15 protein-coding genes and 1 pseudogene are annotated in these 25644 nt (G+C 60.5%); all 16 read right to left on the bottom strand.

Going from position 1 to position 25644, the window contains the following annotated elements:
- Positions 1-14: 14 nt before the first annotated feature.
- Positions 15-1055, bottom strand: a complete 1041-nt coding sequence (locus PCOSP_RS08330; RefSeq protein ID WP_241801615.1) for an NAD-dependent epimerase/dehydratase family protein — start codon at positions 1053-1055, stop codon at positions 15-17.
- Positions 1056-1063: 8 nt separating this feature from the next.
- The gene (locus PCOSP_RS08325; RefSeq protein ID WP_464710824.1) at positions 1064-4573 is read right to left on the bottom strand and encodes a glycosyltransferase; all 3510 of its coding nucleotides are present in this window, start codon (positions 4571-4573) and stop codon (positions 1064-1066) included.
- Positions 4574-4687: 114 nt separating this feature from the next.
- On the bottom strand, positions 4688-5605 hold the full coding sequence (locus PCOSP_RS08320) for a nucleoside-diphosphate sugar epimerase/dehydratase (protein ID WP_175362452.1): 918 nt from the start codon (positions 5603-5605) through the stop codon (positions 4688-4690).
- A gap of 38 nt (positions 5606-5643) precedes the next feature.
- A complete protein-coding gene (locus tag PCOSP_RS08315; protein WP_139647251.1) occupies positions 5644-6276 on the bottom strand; it encodes a class I SAM-dependent methyltransferase in 633 nt (210 codons plus the stop codon).
- Positions 6273-7337, bottom strand: coding sequence for an FkbM family methyltransferase (locus PCOSP_RS08310; RefSeq protein ID WP_139647253.1), 1065 nt, complete (start codon positions 7335-7337; stop codon positions 6273-6275). Before PCOSP_RS08310 ends, PCOSP_RS08315 begins: the two co-directional genes overlap by 4 nt.
- Positions 7330-8091, bottom strand: coding sequence for a TylF/MycF/NovP-related O-methyltransferase (locus tag PCOSP_RS08305; protein ID WP_139647255.1), 762 nt, complete (start codon positions 8089-8091; stop codon positions 7330-7332). The genes PCOSP_RS08310 and PCOSP_RS08305 overlap by 8 nt, the downstream gene beginning before the upstream one ends.
- A gap of 1 nt (position 8092) precedes the next feature.
- A complete protein-coding gene (locus PCOSP_RS08300) occupies positions 8093-9880 on the bottom strand; it encodes a thiamine pyrophosphate-binding protein (RefSeq protein WP_139647257.1) in 1788 nt (595 codons plus the stop codon).
- 44 nt (positions 9881-9924) lie between these two features.
- Positions 9925-11826 carry an N-acetylneuraminate synthase family protein gene (locus tag PCOSP_RS08295; RefSeq protein ID WP_139647259.1) on the bottom strand — a complete coding sequence of 634 codons (1902 nt, stop codon included), beginning with the start codon at positions 11824-11826 and terminating at the stop codon, positions 9925-9927.
- Positions 11823-13190, bottom strand: coding sequence for a GHMP family kinase ATP-binding protein (locus PCOSP_RS08290; RefSeq protein ID WP_139647261.1), 1368 nt, complete (start codon positions 13188-13190; stop codon positions 11823-11825). The genes PCOSP_RS08295 and PCOSP_RS08290 overlap by 4 nt, the downstream gene beginning before the upstream one ends.
- Positions 13187-13882 carry a sugar phosphate nucleotidyltransferase gene (locus PCOSP_RS08285; protein ID WP_175362454.1) on the bottom strand — a complete coding sequence of 232 codons (696 nt, stop codon included), beginning with the start codon at positions 13880-13882 and terminating at the stop codon, positions 13187-13189. Before PCOSP_RS08285 ends, PCOSP_RS08290 begins: the two co-directional genes overlap by 4 nt.
- Positions 13882-15201: a lipopolysaccharide biosynthesis protein RfbH gene (gene rfbH, locus PCOSP_RS08280; RefSeq protein ID WP_464710821.1), complete on the bottom strand. Its 1320-nt coding sequence runs from the start codon at positions 15199-15201 to the stop codon at positions 13882-13884. Before rfbH ends, PCOSP_RS08285 begins: the two co-directional genes overlap by 1 nt.
- Entirely contained in the window at positions 15194-16267 is a 1074-nt protein-coding gene (gene rfbG / locus PCOSP_RS08275) for a CDP-glucose 4,6-dehydratase (protein WP_139647265.1), read from the bottom strand. Before rfbG ends, rfbH begins: the two co-directional genes overlap by 8 nt.
- Positions 16249-17019, bottom strand: coding sequence for a glucose-1-phosphate cytidylyltransferase (gene rfbF / locus PCOSP_RS08270; RefSeq protein ID WP_139647267.1), 771 nt, complete (start codon positions 17017-17019; stop codon positions 16249-16251). The genes rfbG and rfbF overlap by 19 nt, the downstream gene beginning before the upstream one ends.
- Positions 17020-17313: 294 nt before the next feature.
- Entirely contained in the window at positions 17314-20235 is a 2922-nt protein-coding gene (locus PCOSP_RS08265) for a glycosyltransferase family 2 protein (RefSeq protein ID WP_464710820.1), read from the bottom strand.
- 74 nt (positions 20236-20309) lie between these two features.
- A pseudogene (locus PCOSP_RS08260) lies at positions 20310-23887 on the bottom strand (glycosyltransferase).
- Positions 23888-24069: 182 nt separating this feature from the next.
- A complete protein-coding gene (locus PCOSP_RS08255; RefSeq protein ID WP_139647273.1) occupies positions 24070-25635 on the bottom strand; it encodes a flagellar hook-associated protein 3 in 1566 nt (521 codons plus the stop codon).
- Between the last annotated feature and the right edge of the window lie 9 nt (positions 25636-25644).

The raw sequence follows: 25644 nt of genomic DNA, 5'->3' as shown, positions 1-25644 counted from the left end.
CAAACCTGCGAATTTCAGTGATTTTCCCGAATCCATCTGGCCATGCTGTCGATGGACTGATCCAGCGAGGTCCAGTCATCAAGACCCAGTCCCCTGGCTTTTTCAATGTCGGGTACGTAGTAGGAACGTGCCTGCGTCGCCTCGTCGACACCCAGAACCTTCACCTGTTTGCCCGGTGAGATACGGTCGACGACCTTGCAGGCCAACTCGGCGATTGTCAGTCCTTTGTCAGAGCCTACGTTATAAGCATTAGAGGCGGCGCCTCGGACCAGCAACGTCAGCAACCAGACCGCCAGATCAGCACCATGAAGGTAACTTCGCACGGCGCGCCCACTGGAGTGAAGCAGCAGCTCGTCCTTCCACAGGGCATCTCTAACGAAGTTACCGATGGCGAAATGCGCATCCAGCGCTATTCCCGGCCCGGAAAAAGCAAAACAACGGGCCAGGACGATCTCCAGCCCGTGCTTTTGGGCATAGATGGCGGCCAGAGTCTCCTGGGCGCGCTTGGCCTCGGCATAGGCGCTGCCGGCCAGATGGCTGGGGCAGGACGACGGGCTGCTTTCTGTCACCGGATGACCAAATTCAAGAGGCCCGTATTGCGCCCCGGTCCCGGTAAAAAGAATGCGCCGGGTCCCCGTTCGTACCGCCAGATCGAGGATATGACGGGCGCCGCCCAGGATGGTGTCGTAAATGCGTAGAGGGTCGGCATGGGCACCGGCCAAGGTATCGGTGGCGGCATGTATCACCAGATCGAACCGTGCCCCCGGCGCGATATCCAGGGGTGCCTGGACGTCATGCTGCAACCATTTGATCCAACCCGAACCGACATACTCGGGATATTCGGACAGAAACGCCTGCGGCGAGCGGGACACCGCTGTTACTTCAATGCTCGCGCCGCCCTGATTCAGATGGGCAAGCGTGGCGAGCAACCATTTACCGAAGAACCCCGTGCAGCCGGTAAGTAAAATGCGCTGACCAACCAGCAGCTCCCGAGGTTCAAGATAACGGGCGACTCGCTGGATATCCGCAGCGACGACGGACGATTCGAGACTCACCCGCATGATCAATGACCCAGCCAGCTGTCGCGCCACGCCGCCAGTGCGACGCCATTGAGCATCCAATCCTGGCGTATACGAGTCTGTAGCGCATCACCGAGCGCCGCTGCGGCATCGAGGTCCTGGACGTGGGCGCGGATAGCATCGACCCATGTATCGAAGCGGTTCTCCACGCGTTTGGCGGGCAAGTCACCGCGATAGGCTTCGATATCGGAGCAGATGACTGGCACGCCACACGCCCCGAACTCCAGCAACCGACCGTTGCCCTTGCAACGATTGAACAAGGTATCCTCAAGCGGCGCCAAGGCCAGATCGAGGTTCAGCGAAGCCAGCTTGGACGGGTATGCATCCACCGCGACCGCATCGTGGTGCTCACGAATGAAAGGACGCAGATGGGCTGGACAGGTTCCCAGTATCACCCAGTCGACTTCGTCGGCCAGTTCCTTGATGACATTGGCAAGCATTTCCAGCTCACCGATATTGTGCAGACTGCCGACCCAACCGACTCGTGGCTTATCCGCGCAACGACGCCCTCCTTGCAGACCTTCCCAGTCGCGGGGATCGAGCCGGGTCGGCACAATCCTGATGTCCGCATTGAAACCGTCAAAAACCTGGGCCATGAAATCGGTGGAAACCACTAACCGATCCATGTGGGAAAGGCCTTGGCGCAGAGCCCCGAGTACGTCCGTCGGCAGCAGTCGATAATGCGGACTCTTGGGCGACAAGTTGGGCAGGTACAGATCCAGGTCAAAGACTTTGAAGCAACGAGCAAATGCCTTTACCTGGCGCAGGGTTTCCAACTGCTCGGTATTTACATACTGTTGAACCAGAAGCACGTCCGGGTTGTACCGCGCGATATCCACCACCGACAGCGCCTGGCTGGACAGCGCCCCGTCCAGCATCCCCGCCTCACGCAAGGCATTGAACGGTTGGACAATCCGCTGCCGGGCGCTGTCCGGTTCGCCTGCTGCATGGGCTAGAACCGTAGGCAGCGAGGCAAAGCTCGATAACGGACGCCAGGACAACGACGACTCGACGACATGGAACGCTCGCTCGGGCGCCAATGAAAAATTCGGGTTGTAGGCACGATCCAGGGCCAGCGTCGGCAGCCAGCGCTGGTAGAGACGGTCCAGTTGCACCGGGGTCGCCTCCACTGCCGGGGATTCGCCGATCAACAGTTTTACCCGCGGCGTCCACACGTTCAGATAACCCGCTTGCTGAAGCTTCAGACACAGGTCCACATCCGCCCAGGGTGCCAGCTCCTCGTCGAAACCGCCCACGGCGGCAAACAATTCCTGTCGCACCATCAGGCATTGTCCGCTTAGCGCCGAGTAGTTCTGGTCGACTTGCAAACGTTGCATGTAGCCATCCCCGTCACCGGGCATCCGGGCAAAAGGACTGGCCACCGTCCCGCCTGAGCCCAGCACCAGCCCGGCATGGCGAACGGTGCCATCGCCAGCGATCAGCTTGGCGCCGACGCTACCCACTTCAGGACGCATGGCATGGTTGAGCAACTGCTCCAGCCAGCCACCGGTAAGCACGCCGATGCCGGCATCCAGGAACAGCAGGAACTCACCACGCGCTTCCTCCACGGCCTGGTTCCGAATCACTTCGGGTGAAAGCCCGGCAGGGAATCGCAGCACCCGCAGATGGCCGACCCCCAACTGTTCGATGCCTGACAACCAGCTGCACATCGCCGCGTCTTCATTGCCACGGTCCAGCAACAGCAACTCATAATTGCCGTAGCCGGTGTTCTCCAGCAGGCTATCCACGCAACGCTGCACATACGTCAGTTGTCCGTCCGCCAGGATCAGAATGCTGACCGCAGGTGCGACCGCATGGCCGTAATCCACCTCATAGCGCCCTGGTAGCCTGGAGTTGACCTGGGGCGCCGTAAATCCACGAGTACGTAAATGGCGCTCGATGACTGCCCGCTCCTGAGGATTGTCCTCAAGCAACAGCACGTCGCCGACGACCAGCGGCTCGCTCATGTGCCCCAAGCCTTCAAACCCGGCCGTCTCGATCATGCGCAGAATGTATTCGAGCTCGAAGGCCGCAGGAAACTCGGTCGCAAAGCCTCCCATTGCCTGCCAGACATCGCGACGCAACAGCCAATGCCTCGCCATGCAGGCTGGGAAACTGAGCAGCAGGTCAAGGTTGATATCCGGACGCAGCGCCAGCTTCAGGTTGCCATCCTCGAAGCGCATGACCTCGTCGGCGCAGATCGCCCGGCAATCGGGCGTAGCGGTCAACTCCAGCACCGCACTGAGCAGGCCACCGGCCGTGAAGGTTTCACCGGCCCGGACAATGATGAACACATCAAAGGCCTGTTCGTTGATCACTCGGTTCAAGGTGGCGACCGTGTCGAGCGAGTCGAGCCGGAAAACCCGCTTGTCGTCGCAGGGAATGTCGGCAGCGGTCAATACTGCCGGCTGCAATATGGCGGGCAGGCCTTCATGTTGCGCCAGGCTTTCGAGGGTATCGTTCAGACGCTGGAGCTCACCGTCCGGATCCAGGATGACCACTCCGAGAACAGGCACCTGGCTACGTTTCAGGTATTCATCGATCAACAGTCGCTGCACGGCGTTTGGCTGGCGGGCTGCCAGCCAATGAGCGTCCTGGTTCTTGTCGGGACGCTGCGCATAGGCCACCACGGCGTCCTGGGTGACCTCGATGAAGTGATCGAGCGAAGCCCAAAAGTTTTCCTGGTGTCGCAACAGACTCTGTCGCAACAGCGGCAGGGTCTGGCGCGCCGTTTCGATGGCCTGCGGTGTATTGCCCCAGGCTACGCCGTAGCTGTTGTTTTCATGATTGGACAGCGGCCGGGGGGCGTATTGGCTAGGGATCACCACTGCCACACAGCCGCACAACGCCGCTTCAGCGGCCAACCCCGAGGGTTCCGAACAATAGAAAAATTCGCATTGCTGGAAAACCGCCGCCAACGCCTCCCAGGAGGCCGGGCTTCCCGGAGTGATTTCTATCGAATCCGGGCCCAGCAATGCTGGGTCGATGAGTGCCGTGCCCTGCCGGCCCTGGTAGTAGCATATCTTGCCTGGAATACGCTGGGCCGGGTCCGTCGGTGGACAGAAGATGCTGATGTTGACAGCCGGCATGTACAACACACGATCCTGTGCCATACCCGGTTGCAGCAACTCACGCGTGTAGGAAAACAGGATGTCGTTGTCGTCGTAGGGGCTGACGGCCCGAAGAAAACCGGGCTGGTTGAGCAGGTAGCGTACGACTACGTTACCGCCCATGGGATTGCCGTCCACGACTTCAGGATAGATGATGATCGGCTCGATTTTCTGCGCTTTGTGCAAAGCGGTGACATCATTGGTCAGGCGTGGCGTCATCAGGCGGGGGTTGCCGACCGCCGCAGAAATGTAGGCCTCATAGCCGGAACGAACCAACGCATCGCAGAGCATGTGCAGCACACGAATACCAGCCGAGTTGCGCCGGTAATCGGGCGCCAGGATGTAATAGGGGCTCGGCCTTTCGGCAAATAACGAACGATGCATCAAACGCTCCTGACGTTCTGAAGCCACATGGAAACCACAAGTCATTATCTGGATAGGTGATTTCCCCTTTGTGGCGAGGGGAGTTATTACCAATGGGTTGCAAAGCGGTTCCGATCAGAGTTGTCTGATCGAATTATCGTAATGCTCGAACACCACTTCACCGGAATGGTTGTAATCGGCAAACGACATGTCCTTTTTCGGCACGCGCCAGTCACCATAGACAAAGTCCAGGTAACCGAAGGCATCGTTGGGGGCCTTCAACGAAGCACCGAACAGTTGGATGGCATCGAAGCCGTCGAAATGCACTTGCGGGCAGAACCATTCGGGCATGGCACCGATCACTACCGCCGAACCGTCGCGGCGCACGCGCCGGGCAATGTCGGTTTCGAACGGGATAATCTCGTCGGCCCCTTCGGCATTGTCACAGGTAATCCGGATGGCGAAATCAAAACCGTGGGTGGCGATCAATTCGATGTTCCATACCACGCCATCACGCTGCGGCAGACGCTGCTTATTGCCACGCACCAGTGTCACCAGCGCCTCGAACTGAACATCGTTGACCGAAAAGTCGATGTCGTCGTCCCAGGCGATGAAATCACCCTCGCGCAACGCCCCCAACAGCGTGCCGAAATCCAGATACAAATCGATGCCGGCGGCGTCAGTCAGTGCGCCGAGGGTCACCACCAATTCTTCGGCGATGGATTTGGTCGGCGGATGGGAAAACGGATGCACATCGCGCATGCCCTTCATCTCGCGCTTGCCGGGAATGACCGTGGGTATGTCACCCAGCCCCAGGGTTTCGAGCTGGCCCAGGATGCTTTGCGACCAGACACTGGTGATGACGATCGCATCGCAACCACTGGCGGCAATCTGATCGGCCGCAATCACCGGATAACCGAAAAATGCCTGCCCCTGCTTCTGTGGATCATTGTCGACGATTGCCAGAATATCCAGATCGCGGTTCTGTTCGATGAACAGCCCGCCACTCTTGCCCGCACCGAACAGAATGAGTTTCTTACCTTGCAGATCCATGATGCCTTCCCCGGATGCGCCCATGCGCCTCAACGATGCTATTTTTTCAGTGCGACGCAGCGGCCGACCTTGGCATCTTCGTCACGAAACTTCGCCAGGCCGCGGCCTTCGATCTGGTACGTCACATGAAAGCCGGCGCGCTCGATGTCCGCCACCATGACCCGATGATCCACGTAACGCCGGTAGTGGTCGGTGCCAAAGATCTTTTCCTGTTCGGCATCGTCGGTCGTGCGGTATTCGAAAAACACCTGGCTTTGCGCAGGCAGTAGTACGCTGAGCAGATCCAGGAATGCGCCGGCCTCGTTCTCATCGATCGCATGAAGGAAAAACCGCGCGTACACCGCCACCTTGCGCTTGTTCTCCAGAAATCCTTTGATCTCGTCCCTGGCGGCGCCGGCCAGGCACTGCACGTAACGTGTATGTTCGTGAGCGCTGCGCGAACGACATAGCTCAATGGCCTCCACAGACGCATCGAGCCCAAGCAGATCGAAGCCACAGGCGGCGAAAAACTCGCTGTCGCGGCCATTGCCGCAACCGAACTCGATCACACCGTCGACATCGGTCAATTCATTGACGGCGAACGCCGCGAATTGCGACGGGTAAGCCGGCGCACCTCTTTTGCGACTACTGTAGAACGAATCCCAATAGCTCGATTTTTCTACTTGGCTCATTGCGCAACCTCAAGACTGTTTACGGCGTACAACACGGTGTCAAAGCTGCTGTGGGCATGGCAACGCAGATAATAACGGTATGGCAAGCCATAGCCCTGCAATTGCTCGAAGATGCTCCACAGATGCTCCGCCCGGTGATAAATGCTGATGGCCAGGTTCGGCCGGTATTGGTTCAGCATGTTCCTGGCGCCTTCCAACGCCGCGGGCTCTTCGCCTTCGATGTCCATTTTGATCAGGTTCGGAGCAAAGCCTGGCAACGCATCGTCCAGGCGCACACATGTCACCGTTTCCCCACCCGACTCAACCAGATGCCCACCTGCTCCCAGGGCGCCGTCGAAGCCGATACGCCGGTTGCCGTCAGAAACGCCACAAGGAAAATTCACCGCGTGCAGGTCACTCAGGTTCGGCACCAGCACTGCATAGTTCTCAAGGTTCGGCTCGAAACTGGCAACAGCTTCAAAGACCAGCCCCGCACTGCGCATTTCCTGAACGGTGTCGCCGGTATAAGCCCCGCAATCGACAAAACGCAGCGGCTGTGGCCAGTTCGGAAGATCCTCGGGAAAATACTGCCGGGGCGAGGGCGAAGGTAACCGCGAATAGTCACCCGAGATGCGGAACTCGACGATTCGGTCCAGCAATTGCCGGCTGGTCTCGTCAGCCAGATGCTCGCGCAGATTGGCGATCCGTTCAGCGTGAGCTTCGTAATAACGCGGGTCTACCAACCAGTAACGAAACGGCTGTCTTTCAGGGAAGTGCCGCACGAACTCCACAAGACTGACCACCCGGCCGTAGCCCAGCGCTTGCAGCTGGCTGACCACTTCGCCGACATCCACGTAATTATTGAACAGACCGATAATCACACAGGCACTGGCTGGGTCGTGCCCGAGAGCCCAATCCCGGGCATTGGCAACAGGGATGCCATCGACTTGTTCCAGGGACGCATCACGATCCAGAAACGCGCTGATTCCGATGCCCTGCTCTGCCAGATAAGCCTGGACCCGCTGTCCAGCCAGACGGGCACCGTAGACCAGCACATGTTCGAAGCGTTGGCTTTCAAACATGGTGCTCTCCCGACGCCACCCGGATAAGCACGGCATGACCGTTGAGGTTGTGGATAAAGCGGAAGTCGCGATTACCCTGCATGAACTCGTTGACCAGCCGGGTCACACCTTCGCAGCCATAGAAACCGTAATCGTCGAACACCACCACAGCACCGGGAGCCAGGCGCGGCAATGCCCATTCCAAGACACTGCGAGCCGACTCATAGACATCAACGTCGATGTGCAGGAAGGCCAGCCGCTGGCTGACATGCTCGGCATTGTGCTCCGGGAACATGCCTTCGAGGATCTGCACACGCTCGGTCACACCGCAGCGTGCCGCCAGTGCCTGGACACGCTGGATATCAGTGTCACTGTGTTCACCCCCGCTGTAGCCGGTATCCAGGTGACTGGCCTTCACCACACCGGTGAACGTATCGGCCAGAAACACCTTTCGACCCGGCCGCTGGCTTGCCAACGCCAACAAACAACCCGAACCGCCTCGCCAGACCCCCACTTCCAGGAAGTCGCCTTCCAGGTCATCGAGTTGGCGGGCCAGGGACCAGAGTTCGAACAATCGGTACTTGTCCACCAGGGTGTTGCGCTCGACCAAACCCAGAGCCTGCTCGAACGCGTGGTCCTGGCACCACGGCGCATAGCTCGAATATGGCAACAGCCGCTCATGGCGGATTTCCGGCGACTTGGCATGTGCCCAGGAAACCGTACCGCGCAAATAGCGATAGCTCAGGCCGGTCAGTTTTCTCTTCAACCAGGCCATGTCAGTTGCGCTCCGAGATTGCCATCTGTGCGTGGAATTCGTCACGCGGCAGGAACGGATAGAGATCTTCCAACGCGCCGGTTTCCGGTTTGCCCTGTTCATTGATACGGGTCATGACCCGCGGCACCCGCGCTTCTTCGATTTGCACCAGCACTTCGCAGATCACCGGGCCGCTGCGCTCGAGTACATCGGTCAGCGCCGCATCCAGTCCCTCGTGGGACTCGATGCGGGCATAGCCGACACCATAGGCTGCGGACAACTGCTGCAAATCAGGCAGTTTCAGGCCGCTGGTATCGTCAGCCCCCACCAGCAATTTGAAGTGCATGTTCTGCGAGGTGCGGATCGAGGCGTAGCCCTGGTTGTTGATCACAAAGCACTTGATCGGCAGGTTCTGCGCGGCCAGGGTGGCCAGCTCCTGGATGTTCAGTTGCACACCGCCGTCACCTTCGACACAGATCGTCTGCTTACGTCCGGATGCCAGGCAGGCACCGATGGCCGACGGCACGCCGAAGCCCATCGAGCCAGTGCCGCGGTTGTGGAAGCAGCGCTGATCCTTCTTCAGGCGCAGGTTGAGCAGGAACAATTCGGACGCGAACCCGGAGCTGCCAGGGGCAATCACATCGCCTTCGCTCAACAGGTCCGACAGGCGATCGGTAAAGTGATACATGCTCACGCCTTCGCTGTCATCGGCGTGCTCGGGTTGCAGCAGTGGATAACGCTCGCGCCAGGCAGCGATCTGCGCCCGCCAGGCGGAGTAATCAGGCAGCCCGGCGGCCTTGACCGCCGTAGCGAGGCCTTCGATGAACGGCTTGACGTCAGCCACCACCTTGACCTCGACCGGCATCTGCAGCTTGGCGATTTCCGCCGGATCGATGTCGACCACGACTTTCTTGGCATACGGTGCGAAATGCGCATGGTTGTAGGCCGTGAGCGCCATGTCCAGGCGTGAGCCCAACACAATCAGCAGGTCGCAATTCTGCAGGGTGAAGTTGGCCCAACGCGGCGCGATCGAACCTGGGCGACCGCCAAACAGCGGATGCTCGTCTTCAATCAGGTCCATGGACAGCCACGTCGGCATGACGGGGACGCCCGCCGATTCCATCAGTGCATTGAAAGCTTCGACAGCACCGGCCATGCGAATACCGCTACCGGCAATAATGCCCGGACGCTTGGCGGCCTTGAGCAATTCCAGGGTGCGGTTTACCGACTCGCTGACATCGACGGCTGCGGCCACCGGCGGCAACTGGGCACGGCGCAGCTGCGTTGGATCGATCTGTACCGCTTGGACATCCAGCGGTACATCCAGCCACACCGGGCCACGACGCCCGGTCAGAGCGGCATGTTCCAACTCATCGAATACCTCGGCGACCGCCAGCGGATCGGTCAGGGTCACCGCTTTCTTGGTGATCGACGACACGATGGAGACGATGTCGGCCTCTTGCACGCCGAGCATCCGCAAGCCGGTGCCGGCCTTGAGGTCAGCCGTTTTCACCTGCCCGGAAATAAAGAACACCGGAGTGGAATCAAGCCAGGCGCCCAAGGTCGCCGTCACGGCGTTGGTAGCCCCCGGCCCGCAGGTGGTCATGCAGGCGCTTGGTCCGCCGGTGAGCTTACCGGCCGCTTCGGCAGCAATGCCGGCCGCTTGTTCATGCAGACACAGGATCGGCTCGAGGTCGGGATGACGTCCCAAGGCGTCGTTCAAATGCATGGCGCCGCCACCTGGCAGGAAGTACACCTGCTTGATGCCCAGTTCCGCCAGTCGGTTCATGATGTAGTCAGCTACACGCATTTTGGTACTCATCTCTCAAAACCCCAGTTCGCCGAGCGCTCGGCTCAATTCAATTCGTTCAGAAACTCAAGCGCCGACCAGAACCCGGCACCATGATCCTTGTGGCCCTGCCACACTTCGGGAATAAAACTCACCTGCGGATACTGCTTGAGCTGCGCCCAGGTCGCCGGCCAGTCCACGTCCCCGGTCCCCATCAGCACGCCTTCGCCGTTGCTGCCCTTGGCATCGGCCACGTGCAGGTGTGCCGAATGCGGCAGCAGCAGGGCCAGGGCAGCCTGGAAGTCGAGGCCGAAATGGAAGCAGGCCATTTGCAGGTGCGAGAGATCCAGGCACAGGCGCATGTTCATCGCCTTGGCCTGTTCGGCCAGCTCCTGGGGCATCATGAAAATGTTCTGGTGACGCTGCCCGCCGAAATGCCAAGGGAACGGTGCCATGTTCTGCGGGATCAACTCGGTGCGACCGAAGTCGATCTGGGCGCAGGACTCACGGAAACGCCGATACAGTTCGGCCCGGTGGCTGAGGGGGAAAGGTTCGTCGGCCGAGAAGCCGCCGACGTTTGCCACGATCAGCAACGAATCGGCCTTGGGGAAGAACTCGGCGATCTGCAACGTCGCATCCACCACCCGCTGCAGGTTGACGATGGAGCGCTGGCGGTAGTCCAGGTCGTCCGCCGCCAGGTCCAGCAATTCACTGTTCTCGAACAGTTCGGGCGCGTGGACTACCAGACGCGAGCATTCGACGGTACGCAGGTAGGCCTGCGGCGCCACGCTCAGGTCGCGGTAGGACAGATGGAATTCGAACAGGTCGGGCTTGATCCACTGGTCGTATTGCAGAAAGTCGTGGTAACGCACCGGCACGCCCCAGAGAATCGGCATGGCGTATTCACGGCGAACCTCCTGCTGTGCGACCAGGTCGCTGTCGAACAGGAAATCGCCCTGGGCAATGGCGCGTCCGGCCGGCTTACCCAACAAGTCAGCCAACCGATACGGCGGCAGGCCCTGGCCGGGACTCGCAACGCGCAGCATGTCTTGGGAGAACGTTTCGCCAGGTTCGATAGCCCGGGCCGCAATCACGCTCTTGCCCAGGTTCTCGCGATTGAGCAATTCCCCCTGGCTGGCATGGCGCCCCGGCCCGGTCCACGGCAGGGCTTTCTCGACTTGGCGGATACCCTCTACCAGTTGCCGAAACTCTTCGGGCTCAAGGCTCGCCAGATGGTCAGGTCCTTCCATACTACGATCCAGGGTGATGTGACGCTCGATCAGCTTGGCGCCCAATGCCACGGCGGCGATGCTGATGGCCGTGCCACGCTCATGGCCCGAATATCCCACCAGGTCATGCAACTGGCGCAAACGCGCCAGGTAACCGAGCTGAATATCGGTTTCCGGAGCCGGGTAGGTACTGTTGCAGTGCAGCAGCGCGAAAGGAACACCCAGGCCCTTGAGTTGTTCGATGGCCCGGACAATCTCGTGTTCCAGCGACATGCCGGTGGACAGGACCAACGGTTTGCCCAGCGAAGCGGCCTTGGCGATCAGGTACGGGTTGCACAGGTCGGCGGAGGCGATTTTCAGCGCCGGAACGTCAAAGCCGGCCAGCACATCGACACTCGGCTCGTCCCAGGGCGTGCAGATGTAGCTGATGCCCTTCTGCGCGCAGTACTCGCGGATCAGCCGATGCTCATCCACACTCAGCTCGACTTTATCCAGCAGGTCCTGGATATATTCCACGCCCAGGTCTTCGGCCCGGGAGCCGTCGGCCTTGGTACGGTACAGCGCCTCGCGATTGCGCAGCTGGAACTTCACGCAGTCGGCACCCGCCTCGATGGACGCATCCACCAGTTGCCGGGCCAGCTCCACCGAGCCGTTGTGGTTGTTGCCCACTTCCGCGATGACAAATGTATGTTGCTCACCGATGGTCACGCCATCGATGCTGAAGATCGGCTTGCTCATTGAATTTTGGTCCGCCAGGAGGTGACACCGCTGGATTCGAAACGGAAATCGGTGGTTCGGCAGCCAAGCGCTCTGACCTTCTCGGTCACGGCCTGGCGGTGCTGGGGTTGGACGAAGAACAGGAAGAAACCGCCGCCACCGGCGCCCAGCAACTTGCCCCCCAAGGCGCCCGCTTCCACGGCGCACTCGTAGATCTGATCAAGCACACTGTCGCTGACCGCCTGGGAGAACTGTTTCTTGAGCATCCAGCCCTCATGCAGGCAACGGCCGAAATCATGCAGCTCGCCACGAATCAGGTGATGGTGCATGCGTCGGCATAACGACACGCTTTCGGTCAGCAAAAGGCTTTGCTCACCCTTGCTGCTCATTTCCGCGCGCTGTTGCACATGGAGCTTGCCGGAGTCGTGGGAAATGCGGGTATCGCAAAGCACCAGGCATTCTTCCAGCTCGTTGCAGATCGAATCCTCGAGACGGATCGGGTGAACCAGGTTGCGCCCCTCGCGAAACTCGATCAGGTTGAAGCCACCGAACGCCGAAGCGTACTGGTCCTGCCAGCCACCGGCGATGCCGAAGCACAGGCGCTCGGCCTGGAAGGCCAGTTCTGCCACTTCATAGGTGGTCCAACGATCACGACGCAATTCGTTGAACGCTGCGATCACCGCCGTGGCGACCGCCGATGAGCCGCCCAGGCCCGAGCCCACCGGGAAATCGGAACGCATGTACAGGTCCAGCCCATAGTTGGGTTGGATCACCGACACGATGGTTGCCAGCAGCCCCTTGTCGGCATGCTCCAGCAACTCATCCAGGGAATCATAGGATTCGCGGGTTCCCAGGTCCTCGGAAAAGATCCGGATGACGCTGTCGGTCCGCGGGATCAACGTGGCATGGGAGTACAGCCCGACGGTGCAACTGAGCACCGCCGCCGGGTTTTCCACGAAATAATAGGTCAGGTCCGAACCACCACCGCTGAAACTCATCCGCACTGGCGCCCTTGCCCGGGCCAGCACCGGCACTTCCTGGTTGGCGGCCAGCCGTGCGGGGGTGACGACGTCCACCAGGCAACCGGCCTCGTCCACCACCGGAATCGCGTTGTAGCTCAGGTCGAAGATCTTGAGCATTTCTTCGCGCGAAGCACCGACCTTGACCGAACGGTATGCGGTGTTCATGCACTCGGTGACCGGCACGCTCGTTTCTCCGCCCTGGAGCAGATAACGACGCAGGTCACCGTTGGTCAACACGCCTTCCAGGTGCCAATGCTCGTTGACCACGAAGACGATTTGCAAATCGCCTGTCTCGATGCACTCCACGGCGTCGAGAATGGTCTGGTTCATGTAGACGGTTTGTGTTCTGGCCAGTTGGTTCATGGCTGGATGGCCTCCTCGAACCCCGACTTGAAGGCACTCAAGGCGTCGGGTGTTCCGATATCGATGAAGGGTCCGCTATAGGCGCAGACCTTGAGCGAGCGGCGCCGAATCAGCATCGGCAGGATGTCCTGTTCCATCGAGCAGGGCTGGACGACGCAGTGTTGCAAGGCGTCGGCCGTGAATGCATAGACGCCGGCATTGACCATACCCGGTCCGGATAAGCCCTTTTCCTTGAGCGCCAGCAGTTGCAGGTCTTCGGCACATTCCAGGCTGCCGTAGCGAGAGCGGTCGTCAACCTCCACCCCCACCAGCACATCGCCCGGGGCGGTCATGGCCAGTCGATAGGCTCCACGGTCGAGCCAGGTGTCGGCATTGAGCACCATGAAGCGCCCTTCGGGAGGCATCTGCCGCAAGGCATGCAGGATGGCCCCGCCTGTGCCCATGGGCTGTTCCTCGACCACTATCTGCAGATCCAGGCCGGTTTCGGCCATCAGGGACGGCAGCAGTTCGGCCAATTGATCAGCCCGGTAGTGCGCACACAATACGGCCTGGGTCATGCCGGCCTGCTTCAGCTCCGCCAGCACCAACGCCAGGAACGGCCGGCCGTGGATATCCACCACGGCTTTCTGCGAGCCCTGGAGCACGGCACTCAGGCGAGTGCCGAAACCACCACACAGGACGTAGGCGCGCATCAGCGATCCAGCCCGAAGAAATGTTCCAGGCAGCGGGCCGCATGAGCCAGGTGCTCTTCGCCCAGTCCCGGCCAGACGCCGATCCAGAAGGTGTCGTTCATGATTTTGTCGGTCACCGTCAACTCGCCGCTGATGCGGAAGTTACGGCCCAGCATGTAAGGCTGGCGCACCAGGTTGCCGGCGAACAACAACCGCGTGCCGACGTTCTGGCTGTCCAGATAGCGCAACAGCTCGACGCGCTTGATGCCGCAGCCGTCGCGCAGGGTCACGGGAAAGCCAAACCACGAAGGGTCGCTGTCCGGGGTGGCCTCGGGCAGGATGAGGAAATCGCTGCAATTGGCCAGCCGCTCGCTGAGCCAGCGGAAATTACGCTTGCGCGCGGCCGTGAAATCCTCCACACGGTCCATCTGTGCCAGGGCACAGGCGGCCTGCATATCGGTGATCTTCAGGTTATAGCCCAGGTGCGAATAGGTGTACTTGTGGTCATAGCCTTCCGGCAGCTCGCCCATCTGCTTGCAGAAGCGCTGCTTGCAGGTGTTGTCCTGGCCGGGCTCGCAATAGCAGTCGCGGCCCCAGTCGCGAAACGATTCCATGATGCGCTTGAGCAGCGGACTGTCGGTGAACACCGCGCCGCCCTCGCCCATGGTGATATGGTGCGCCGGGTAGAAGCTCAAGGTACCGATGTCGCCGAAGGTACCGACCATCCGCCCCTTGTAGGTCGAACCCAGGGCATCGCAGCAATCTTCGATCAGCCACAGTTTGTATTTGTCGCACAGCGCCCGCACCACACCCAGGTCATAGGGGTTGCCCAACGTATGGGCCAGCATGATGGCCTTGGTCTTAGGTCCGATGGCCGCTTCGATCTTGGCCGGGTCGATGTTGTACGTACCCAGTTCGACGTCGACGAACACCGGTACCGCGCCAAACTGCAGGATCGGGTTGACGGTGGTCGGGAAGCCGGCAGCAACACCAATCACTTCATCGCCGGGCTTGATCGCGCGGTCTCCCAGGCGTGGGGAAGTCAAGGCGGAGAAGGCCAGCAAATTGGCCGATGAGCCCGAATTGGTGGTCAGCACGCAACGACGCCCCAGGTATTGGGCCAGGCGTTTTTCGAAGGCCTCGTTGAACCGGCCGGTGGTCAACCAACCATCCAGCACCGCCTCGGTCATCGACTGCAATTCCGCGGCACCAATGACCTTGCCGGCCGGCGGCACACTGCTCTGCCCAGCCACGAACACCTGCGGGGCGAGCGCCGACTGCGCATAGCGCCCCACCAGCTCGACAATTTGTTGGCGCAACTGCGTAGTACTTTCACTCATGGGTATCGCCTTGATAGTCCGCGATCTGCTTGCGGGTAAAGGAGTGCATGTCCTGGCCGTTCTGCCAGGCCAAGTGCCAGGCCAGCGTGCGCTCGAGACTGGTCGCGAGGGACCAGCGCGGCATCCAGCCGAGCTCTTCGCGTGCCTTGCTGGAATCGAGTGCCAGCAAGCCGGCCTCGTGGGGTTGAGCCAATGGATCGACTGTCCAGCGCACCGGCGTCGGCCATTGCCCGGCGAGCAGGCCGACGATGGTTTCGACTGTCGCGACGTTGTCGCTCTGCGGACCGAAGTTCCAGGCGCCGACGTGACGCTCAGCGTCCTCCACCAGCGCCCTGGCCAGCATCAGGTAACCCATCAGCGGCTCGAGGGCGTGTTGCCAGGGACGAGTTGCCTGTGGATAACGCAGCACCACTTCCTCATCGTTCTGCCAGGCGCGAAAAATATCCGGCACCAGCCGCTCCGGCGACCAGTCACCACCGCCGATGACATTGCCGGCCCGAGCCGTCGCCAGCGCGATGCCGGCATCCTGCAGGAACGAATTGCGATAAGAGGCACATAGCAATTCAACGCACGCCTTGCTGTTGCTGTAGGGGTCGAAGCCGCCCAAGGCGTCGTATTCGCGATAGGGCAAGACCCACTCGCGGTTTTCGTAGCATTTATCAGTGGTGACCACGACCACTGCCCGTACACTTGGGCAATGACGAACGGCTTCAAGCAGATTGACTGTGCCCATGACGTTGGTGGCATAGGTCTGGACGGGATTGCGATAGGCCTCGCGAACCAGGGGTTGCGCAGCGAGATGCATGACCACGTCCGGCTGGAATGCCCCAAGTGCCGAGGACAGCGCGGCGCCGTCGCAGATGTCGGCCAGATCACCTGGGATCACCGCATCCACGCCTGCGACGGACCATAAGGCAGGTGTGGTTTCAGCGGGCAACGCATAGCCGCGGACCTCAGCCCCCAACTGACGCAGCCACAGTGCCAGCCAGCCCCCCTTGAAGCCCGTATGGCCGGTCAGGAAGACCTTTTTACCCATCCAGAATGCGTTCAAGTCCAGAGTTTCCATTCGGCCTGGCCGCTGTTCCAGCGTTCCTCAAGGAAGACGCGGTCGCGCAATGTATCCATCGGCTGCCAGAAACCACGGTGCAGATGACTCATCAACTGCCCCTGTCGCGCGAGGTTGCGCATCGGCTCGTATTCCCAGGTGGTGGTGTCGTCTTCAATGCCATCGAGCGCAGCAGGCTCCAGCACGAAAAAGCCGCCATTGATCCAGCCACCATCACCCTGTGGCTTTTCCTGGAATCCCCTGACGCATGCACCTTCGAGCTCCATCGCGCCAAAGCGGCCCGGTGGCTGGACGGTGGTGACCGTAGCCAGTTTGCCGTGCTGTTGGTGGAACTCGATCAGCTCGCGGATGTTGACGTCGGAAACGCCGTCGCCATAAGTGAAGCAGAACGTCTCGTCGCCCAGATAGTCGCGCACGCGCTTGAGACGGCCGCCAGTACCCGTAACCTCGCCGGTATCCACCAGGGTGACACGCCAGGGTTCAGCCTTGCCCTGATGGATGTGCATGCTGTTCTTGGCCATGTCGAACGTCACGTCCGACATGTGCAGGAAGTAGTTGGCGAAATACTCCTTGATGACGTAACCCTTGTAGCCCAGGCAGACCACGAAGTCGTTGATGCCGTAGTGAGAGTAGATTTTCATGATGTGCCAGATGATTGGCTTGCCACCAATCTCAATCATCGGCTTGGGCTTGAGATGCGACTCCTCGCTGATGCGAGTGCCCAGTCCTCCAGCCAGAATTACTGCCTTCATATGTCTCTCTCTCATCAGCGTCAAAGACGCTCCACTACTCACAAGAGACGCCAATTATTCGGCGTCCCTGCCGGTAATACAGGCGCTGATAACTGAGAAAGCAATTATGGTGCCACTGGCTGGAGGCCCAATATTACGGGGCCTTGAGGCAAGAAAGGGAATTCAGGGAGGGAAGAAAAAAAGAAGATTGACTGCTTTCACGAGCAGGCTCGCTCCCACAGGGGCACAGTAGAACCCTGTGGGAGCGAGCCTGCTCGCGATGGCGGTGATTCAGCCGGCCGTAGAACCGATGCCTTACGCGCCGGCCTGTCCGATGAGCGCCGACCACGGCACCTGGGTCACCGGACCGAGGGTGTAGCCGGAACCGGTCAAGTCCAGGTTGCCGTTGTAGTTGGGGTCATGCGCCAAGGCTTCCTGCCACTTGCCGCGCAGTGCCTGGCAAGCCTCGGGCGAGGACGACAAGCTGCCCGGGTTGACGACCTGGACGTAAGGCGTCCACACCGTGAGGTAACCGGCTTGCGCGGCTCGCAGGCAAAGATCCACATCCCCCAGCCCCTCGGCGAACACTGTATCGTCTACACCGTCGAGTGCCTGGAACAGCTGCGTGGAAATCATCAGGCAGGTGAAGGACACTGCCGAGCAGTTCTGTTCCGCCACCAGGCGGTTCATATAGCCCCGGGCATCCGCAGGTTCGCCGACGAAAGCCGAACCCACCACACCGTTGAGGCCCAGGACCAGGCCTGCCTGCGTAATTTGCCCCTGCCGGTCGATCAGCCTGGCACCGACCACACCGACCTCCGGACGCTGGGCATGATTGAGCAACAGCTCGATCCAGTTGACGTTCACGACTTCGCTGTCCACCGCCAGGGTGAGCAGGTAATCGCCCTTGGCCTGCTGGCTGACCTGGTTGATCAGCGTCGCCGTGGCAAGCCCAGGCTCCACCTCGATGAAGCGTACGCGACTGGCCTGGTGCCCCTGGCTGCGGAGCCAGTCTTTCAGCGCCGCGCCATGGACCGGATGCTCGGCCACCAGCAACTCGAAACGTTGGTAGCGAGTACGTTGAAGAACATTGACGATACAACGTTGCAGCGTCACCAGTTCGCCCTCGCCATGGAGAATGATCGATACCAGCGGGCGCTCGATAAAGCGATAGTCGATCTTGTAGATACCCGGTACCACGGAACCGACATCAGCCTTATAGCCTCGCGCAGCAAGGTGGCGCAGCAAGGCCTTGCGCTCGTCGGCATTGTCGCCCTCCGGTACTGCCTGGCAAACCAAGAGCGCTTCGTCCAGATGCGCCAGTCCCCCCATGCCGCCCTGCTCGATCAAGCGCAGGAGCAGTTCGAACTCCAGCGCCTCCTTGAAATCGCGCGAGTAGCCACCGGCCTGCACCAGCACTTCACGGCGAACCAGCCAATGCCGCGCCATCAATGACGGCACGCTCAACAACAGATCGAGGTTGAAGCCGGGGCGGAACACATCGACCAGGGTTTCGTCGGGTTGGCGTTGGCATTCATCCATCGCCACCGCCCGGCATTGTGGTGCGTCGAGCAGCTCCAGACTCGCATGCAGCAGACCGGACGACGTCAGCTCATCCCCCGCTTCGGCCAGGACCACCCAGTCGCAATCGATCTGGCCAACGACCTGATTGATCTTGTCGACGTAGTTGCTTCCGGTGACTTTGACGAAATGCAGGGTGTTCTGAACGGTGGTTTCGGCCGGCAGGTCGCCGGTGGTGAACACAACGATTTTGAATGCCCGGCAGGCACCGTTGATCACGCTGTCGAAGGTGGCCTGCAACCGGGAGAAATCCGCCTCCAGGTCCAGGAGCAGGATGCCGAAAGTCGGCCCGCCCTTGTGGCGCGCCAGGTACTGGCTGATCTGCTGGACCTGTCCGGTGCTCGGCTCACGCCCATCGAGCCAGCGCAACAAACGGCCGGACCGCATGGTTTCGAAAAGACTGAAGTGGTCCTGCAGCATCACGTTCTCCAGGCGCTGCGCCCACTCGCTCAACCGCTCGGCCTCGACCTGAGCACCACCTTCCTCGAGCAGGACAGCCAACTGGTTCACGACATCGCAATTGAAGGCATTGAGCATGAACGCTTTGAGCAGCCGTTCGTTGAGTGGCTCGGCACTGGTGTTGCGCTGCGGCCGTGCCAGCCCTTTCTGCTTGAGCAGCACCGCTTCCAGCTCCTTCAACTGCACGCGCCCGGCAGGTATCGCGTGCATCAGGAATTCAAGCTTGGACAGGGATTCGAAAAACGGCTGGTTGTAGAACGGCAGCTCGACGAACTGCGTCGGCTCGAAACGGCAGATGGGCCCTTGCAACTGCGAGTGCCAAGCCGCCTCGAAGAGCTTGGCCAGGGCAAAAGCTGCACGCTGACTCAGGTAGTTGCCAATTTCCTCCAGGCTTTCCACCGCTTGCGACGGCGCCTCCTGACCCAACCCGAACGTCGAATCCAGGACCGTCACCAAGCGTTCACGTAACGCTACGGTGGCCCCATCACGATAGCTCAGCACAGCGGCCAACTGACTGGCTTCCAGCGTCGAAGGAATTTCCAGGGCGTGCACCCCATAAGGGATCGGCAGAACACGGACCTTGGCCGCTGCCATCAGCGCACAGCCATGACCAAGTTCCTGCCAGGCCGGATCGAAATCCGCCGGCAATGCGGCATACCAGCGTTGAATCACCTCGGTTCGGGTGACGGCATTGATCAATGAAGGGCAATGCCCGGCATACGCGGCCAGGCGCTCCTGGGCGGACGGGTCAGCGAAGTCCTCGACGCCCTTGCGATCCCTGCGGTAATAGTCGACATGGGAAGCATGGGCTTCGAATGTCAGGGCATAACCCTGGCACGCCGAATAATCGTCATGACCGGCCAGGAATTCCAGTGACTGGTCGAGGGCCTCCGGCAGCAGGAAAGCGTCCACGTCAATCATCGCCAGGTAGGGCGTCTGCACATGTTCGAGCCCTTGGCGCAGCTTGTTGGCGAAGTGACCGGCGTCGGCTCGATGCATATAACGCACACCGGAAAATGCCGCGACGCTGTCGGCATCCGGCTCGGCGGACGAATCGAGGACGAGTTGGGAACAGGGGCAATCAGCGTAGTAACGCAACGCCCGGCGCAACGCCTGCGGTTGCTCGTGTGATAACAGGACCAGGGTAAAACGCTCGTTCAACAGAGCGGATGAATCATTGGCAATACTGCGTTGCATATGAATTCCTTAACGAGCGAGTCGCCCAATCGGCGGCATTATGTTCGTGACACGTTGCGGCACTGGCCGGATCGTCAATCCGGCAACCAGCCATCGGCCCAATAGCGCAGGTTGTCGCCGCGCAACATGAAATCACGCAGTACCACTTCGCGCAGCTGGTCCCCCATCCGATAACTGGCCTGCGGGTCGGACAGGTGCATGCGGATCGCATCCAGCCATTCCTGCGTGCTGTTGGTCTTTACCCTGGTACAGGGTAGATGACCTCGATAGGCTTCGGTGTCGGTACAGATGACCGGGTACCCACAAACCCCATACTCCAGCAGCCTGAGATTGCTCTTGCAGTCGTTGAAAATGTGCTGTTCCAGCGGGGCCAGGGCCAGATCCAGGTTCAGGCTCGCCAGTTTGGCCGGATACTCCAACAGCGGGACCCCGCCATGGTATTCATGCACATAAGGCCTGAGGGAATCCGGACACATGCCAAAAAAGACCCATTCGACTTCATCGGCCAGCTCGCGTACCACCTCGGCAATGATCTCCAGGTCACCCCGGTGGCTGGTACCGCCGCCCCAACCCACCCGGGGCTTGATCGACGTACGACGCCGGCTGGAAATCCCATGCCACAAATGCGGCGCCAGCATGTTCGGCACCACGCGGATATCGTGATGAAGGCCGGACAGTGCATCCGCCAGGGCGAACGTCGACACCACCACCCGATCACACAGGGCAATGCCGCGCTCCAGCAGGTTGACGATGTCGTCGGGCATGTTGCGGGTGTGATCGTTCTTTTCAGGAATGTTCGCCACATAGTCATCGAGTTCGTAGATGCGCATGGCGTTGGAATAGGTTTTCACCTGGATGATGTCGTTGAACTTGCCACTGTTGTAGCGGCCCTGGAGCACGATTACATCCGGTGACTGGCGCTCGATCTCGATGATCGAAGGCATTTCATAGGACACACGCCCGACGATCCGCCCGGTGGCTCGCAGTTCGATCAGCGGCTGGCTCACGCGGTAATGGCCGATGGCGGAACTGTTGAGGGCCAGACCCAGGACCGAAGGCAGCGGACGGCTGTATAAAGGATTCCAGCCGGTGCGTTGGCCCGGTGCCAGGCCAAAACTGTTGCCGGCCAGGCTCAGGTTACGGTTGTAGGCCGGATCGTTGGCGATCCAGGGCAACCAGCGCTGATAGAACGACTCCTGCTCTTGTTCCACGCGTTGCTTCCAGGACGCTTCACGCGCGCTCCCGGCAGAGGGTGTCAGGACCACGTTGGCATAAGGCGTGGTCACCACCAGGTAACCTTGCTTGCCGACCTCCAGGCATAACTCGAGGAAGTTGATGCCTGGCGTTTCAATGGCAGGCGACAGCCCCCGACGGTATCGAATACCGCCCTGCGCACCAACAGGCAATGACCGCTCACGGCACTCCAGTTCTGCACCACCTGCAAACGTTGCATGTAACCGCCGGCGGTGACCGGCTCGTTCGCAAACGGCCGGCCGGCCAAGCCATCGAGGCCCAACACCAGGCCCGAGTCAATAACCTGCCCCTGTAGATTCAGGGTCCGTGGGCCGACGATTCCGACTTCCGGGCGCTGGGCATGGTTCAGCAGTTCGTCCAGCCAGGCCGCGTCATGGGTCACACAGAACGGACTGAGCAACAGCAGGTAATCGCCGCGCGCTTGCGCGACGGCAAAATTGCGCACCTGCGCTTCGTTGCCCAATTCGTCCGGGGTAAGAATCCGCAACTTGTCGCTGCCCAGCTCGGCCATGGCCGTCAGCCAGTTGCGCATCTCGGCGGTTTCGCTGCCGTTGTCGACGACGATGACTTCGTAATGCTCGTAGGCAGTAGCGGTCAGCAGATTACTGATGCAATTTTCCAGCGCCGCCAGTTGATCCTTGACGCTGATAATGATCGACACCAGCGGGCGTTCGGGGTGCAGGTATTCGATCCTCGGGATCAACGGCATCGGCCCTGGATGCAAACGATGTTCGACGCCCAGGCGTTGCAGATGCGCCGCCACCAGCCTGGGGCTCTGCTCGATCACCTGCGGCTGCGAAAGCCATTGGGCGAAGGCCAGGTTCGATTCCACCTGGATTTCCGCCAGGTGTTCGATGGTCTGCGGCCCCTGGGTTTCCACCAGGCGCCAGATCAGGTCATGGGGCGCTAATTCACCCAGATTCGCATCGAAGCCACCCAGCAACTGTACCCGCTCACGAGCGAAGGCCAAGGTCCTGCCCACATAGGGGTAGGCTCGCATCAGGTCGAGATTGAAATCCGGCTTGAAGACCGGCTCCGAAGACTTGCCGTCCTCCAGCGCGCCTTCGTCGCTGTAGACACAAGCGATACCGGGCATGGCATTGATCCGCTCGGCCAGCACCAGCAAGGCCGATTCCCGCAGTCGGTCACCGGCGTGCAGCAGATAGAACCAGTCGGCGCCGTCCAGTCGCGGCAGCATGTCATTGAGGCCACGCACCCAGTCGGTGGGCAGCGCCATGCGCAGCACATTGCCTTCGATCGCGCCGCGACCGTTGGAAAACAGCAGCACCGGCTCGCTGGCATAATGTTGCCCGGCGATGCTCTCGAGGGTCAGCGCCACCGCCTCGGCGTCTTCCTCGAAATCGAACACCACCGGCACGATACCCGGGCGCCGGGGCCAGAGTTCAACCTGATGGAGAACCACCCGTTGGCGCGCCGCGTCAAACCGCCGACAGTCCAGCCACTGGGCATAAAGCTCATCGTAACTCTCAGTGTCGGTGCCGACCTGATAACCGACGACGGCTTGTCGACTGGCCATCAACGAATTCAGGTTCAACTCTTCCCAGTCGTGAGGCTGGCCTGGCTTGACCTGATCGAGGGTCTGATAGCGGATCCAGCCCGACGCTGGCGCGGACTCACCACTGCGTTCAGCCAACATCTGGGCCAGCCACGTCCATTCGACGGGTGCGGCATCAACCATGTCAGGACGGCGGGACAGCCGTTGCGGATACAACCGTTCGAGACTGTCGAGACTGCACCGCTCCACCAGGTTGCCGCGTCGGAGCAGGCAGATGAACAGCGCCAGGTCGAGCAATGCGACAAAACCCTGACCGGCCTGGGCCAATGCTGGCAATAAGGACTCGATATCGACCCGGCGCATCATGGCGCCGGAGAAGCCACCGAAGATATTGCGTGGCGTGGACTCGATGTAGGCCAACAGGTCGTCGCCCTTGTACAACCCTTCGAAGAGGGCGATGCCGACGTTCTCCAGGCGAATCGGCAAGACGTAGCCGTCCGCATCGACGAAGTGGCGCTTACTGATGACCAACCGGGCATCGGCATGCTCGTCCAGGGCCTGCGCCTGTTGACGCACGCAGGCTCCGAGCAACTGATCGTCATCGCAGAGAAATTTGATGTACTCCCCGCTCGCCTCTTCCAGGCACCGCAACAGATTCTGCTGGAAGCCCAGCCGCTGGGGATTGCGCAGATAACGCACCGCGACGCTGGAAGCGTCCTGCAAAGCGTCGACGATCTGGCGGATGTCGTCACCGGGGCAATCATCGCACACGATGATTTCGAGGTTTTCGTAGTCCTGGTCCAGAGCGCTCTTGAGTGACTCGCGAAAAAAGCGAGGGTTGAATGCGGGGATGACGATGCTGACAAGAGGTGTTGGTTTCACGCGAAAGACTCTCGGCCGGGCGGTGTTCCGACCCTTGTGGCGAGGGGATTCATCCCCGTTGGGCTGCAAAGCGGCCCTCAATCCTGCACCACGTGTCGTGGAGCTGCTACGCAGCCCCACGGGGATGAATCCCCTCGCCACAGGTACAGCCAATACTTCAAACGAGCGGCGTTACCTGCTCATCAGATCTTGTTGAACAACCCCAGTTGCGTGATCTTGCTGAACGCCAGTTGCGATGCCTGCAGCATGGTCTGTTGCAACGTCAGGCGCGTCATCACCTCGGCCGGGTCGGAATCGCGGATCGCCGACTGGGTCTGGGAGTTGGCCAGGACAAAGCTCTGATTGGTGTCGGACTGGTTATCGAGCGCTTGGCCACGACCACCGACCGAACTCAACCCACTGGTCAACTGATCTGTACCGCTGGCCAGGTTGCCGATGCCGGAAGCCAGTGCCGCGAGCATTTTCTGACCGGCAATCGCGTCGCCCTCGATCGGTGTGCTCAACGCAGCCTTCAGCTGGTTCACGGTATCCAGGATGTTCTGGGTTTCGTGGGTATTGACCGCAATGCTGAATTGATCGTTGGCGGCCGGTGCGCCATTGAGCGTAAAACTCACCCCTGAAGCGGTGGCGACGTTGCCCGCCAGGGTTCCGCTGGAAATCACCTGGCTACTGCTGGTCAGCGGCGCGGCGTACAGTTCGAAGTCCGTGGCACTGGTGAACTTCAGCACCGCCGACCCCGTCGGGAAACTGGCGTGGTAGGCAACCGGATCGGTGATTTGACTGCCGGTGATCTGCGTCGCAGTGGAGTTGCCCGGGCTACGCGCCACGGCGAATGTGTCGGGTTTGGCGGCCAGGGTGAATGTGTGACCGGGCAATACGGTGCCGGCGACGTCGCCGGATTTCAGGTTGACGTTCAGGGTCAGATCGACGCCGCGAAAGCTCACGTTCTGCCCGGCCTGGGTATTGGGCGTGATGACGCCGCCCTGGCTGGCTTCGGCGGTCACGTCGTTACCGCTTGAATCAGTGATTTTCAACTGGGTGCCGCTGGCGAACTCTACGGTATACGGCTCACCGCTGCGGAACTGGCTGTTGTAGGTAACGGCGGAAGATACCTGGCCGTTGGTCAGTACCACCCGGCCATCGTCCACCGCCGGAGCGGTCATGGTGACCTGGGTGCGGCTGGTGTTGATGGCCTGCTGGAACACTTCCCAGCCGGTGCTGTTGGTGGCCATCGACATGGTGTCGCCCACTGGAAGGTCCAGGGTCATCTGATCGCCGTTGTAGCTGTAGCTACCATCGCCGTTGCGGGTGAACGGCACGACATCGCCCTTGGAGCCGGCAAAAATGTACTTGCCGTTTTCATCCTTGGTGTTCATCAGGCTCAGCAACTGGTCTTCGATCGACCCCAGCTCCGAAGCGACGGATTTACGGTCTGAGTCGGTATAACCGGCGTTACCGGCGCTTACAGCCAGTTCCTTGGCGCGCTGCAGCACGTTATTGATGCTGGTCATCACCGCTTCAGTCGTGCCCAGGGTCGCCTTGATCGTGCTGACGTTGGTTTCGTACTGGGACAGCATGGAAGCCTGGTTGCCCAGTTGCAGCAGACGCGACGCACCGACCGGATCGTCGGCGGCGGTGTTGATACGTACCAGACTACTGGCTTCTTCGCTGGTCTTGACCACATTGGCGAAGTTCTTCTGGTAGTTCGCAGCCGTGCTTTCGTAGAACTGGGAAGTAGAGATACGCATGGGCTACGG

Source organism: Pseudomonas sp. MAFF 730105, from assembly GCF_055380705.1.
The sequence above is the reverse complement of the archived record's forward strand: the minus strand, read 5'-3'. Positions and strand labels throughout refer to the sequence as shown.

Bases quoted from the DNA above. Each gene is read 5' to 3' on its own strand.
- PCOSP_RS08325 (WP_464710824.1), bottom strand. From the start codon at position 4,573: ATGCATCGTTCGTTATTTGCCGAAAGGCCGAGCCCCTATTACATCCTG.
- PCOSP_RS08320 (WP_175362452.1), bottom strand. From the start codon at position 5,605: ATGGATCTGCAAGGTAAGAAACTCATTCTGTTCGGTGCGGGCAAGAGT.
- PCOSP_RS08315 (WP_139647251.1), bottom strand. From the start codon at position 6,276: ATGAGCCAAGTAGAAAAATCGAGCTATTGGGATTCGTTCTACAGTAGT.
- PCOSP_RS08310 (WP_139647253.1), bottom strand. From the start codon at position 7,337: ATGTTTGAAAGCCAACGCTTCGAACATGTGCTGGTCTACGGTGCCCGT.
- PCOSP_RS08305 (WP_139647255.1), bottom strand. From the start codon at position 8,091: ATGGCCTGGTTGAAGAGAAAACTGACCGGCCTGAGCTATCGCTATTTG.
- PCOSP_RS08300 (WP_139647257.1), bottom strand. From the start codon at position 9,880: ATGCGTGTAGCTGACTACATCATGAACCGACTGGCGGAACTGGGCATC.
- PCOSP_RS08295 (WP_139647259.1), bottom strand. From the start codon at position 11,826: ATGAGCAAGCCGATCTTCAGCATCGATGGCGTGACCATCGGTGAGCAA.
- PCOSP_RS08290 (WP_139647261.1), bottom strand. From the start codon at position 13,190: ATGAACCAACTGGCCAGAACACAAACCGTCTACATGAACCAGACCATT.
- PCOSP_RS08285 (WP_175362454.1), bottom strand. From the start codon at position 13,882: ATGCGCGCCTACGTCCTGTGTGGTGGTTTCGGCACTCGCCTGAGTGCC.
- rfbH (WP_464710821.1), bottom strand. From the start codon at position 15,201: ATGAGTGAAAGTACTACGCAGTTGCGCCAACAAATTGTCGAGCTGGTG.
- rfbG (WP_139647265.1), bottom strand. From the start codon at position 16,267: ATGGAAACTCTGGACTTGAACGCATTCTGGATGGGTAAAAAGGTCTTC.
- rfbF (WP_139647267.1), bottom strand. From the start codon at position 17,019: ATGAAGGCAGTAATTCTGGCTGGAGGACTGGGCACTCGCATCAGCGAG.
- PCOSP_RS08265 (WP_464710820.1), bottom strand. From the start codon at position 20,235: ATGCAACGCAGTATTGCCAATGATTCATCCGCTCTGTTGAACGAGCGT.
- PCOSP_RS08255 (WP_139647273.1), bottom strand. From the start codon at position 25,635: ATGCGTATCTCTACTTCCCAGTTCTACGAAAGCACGGCTGCGAACTAC.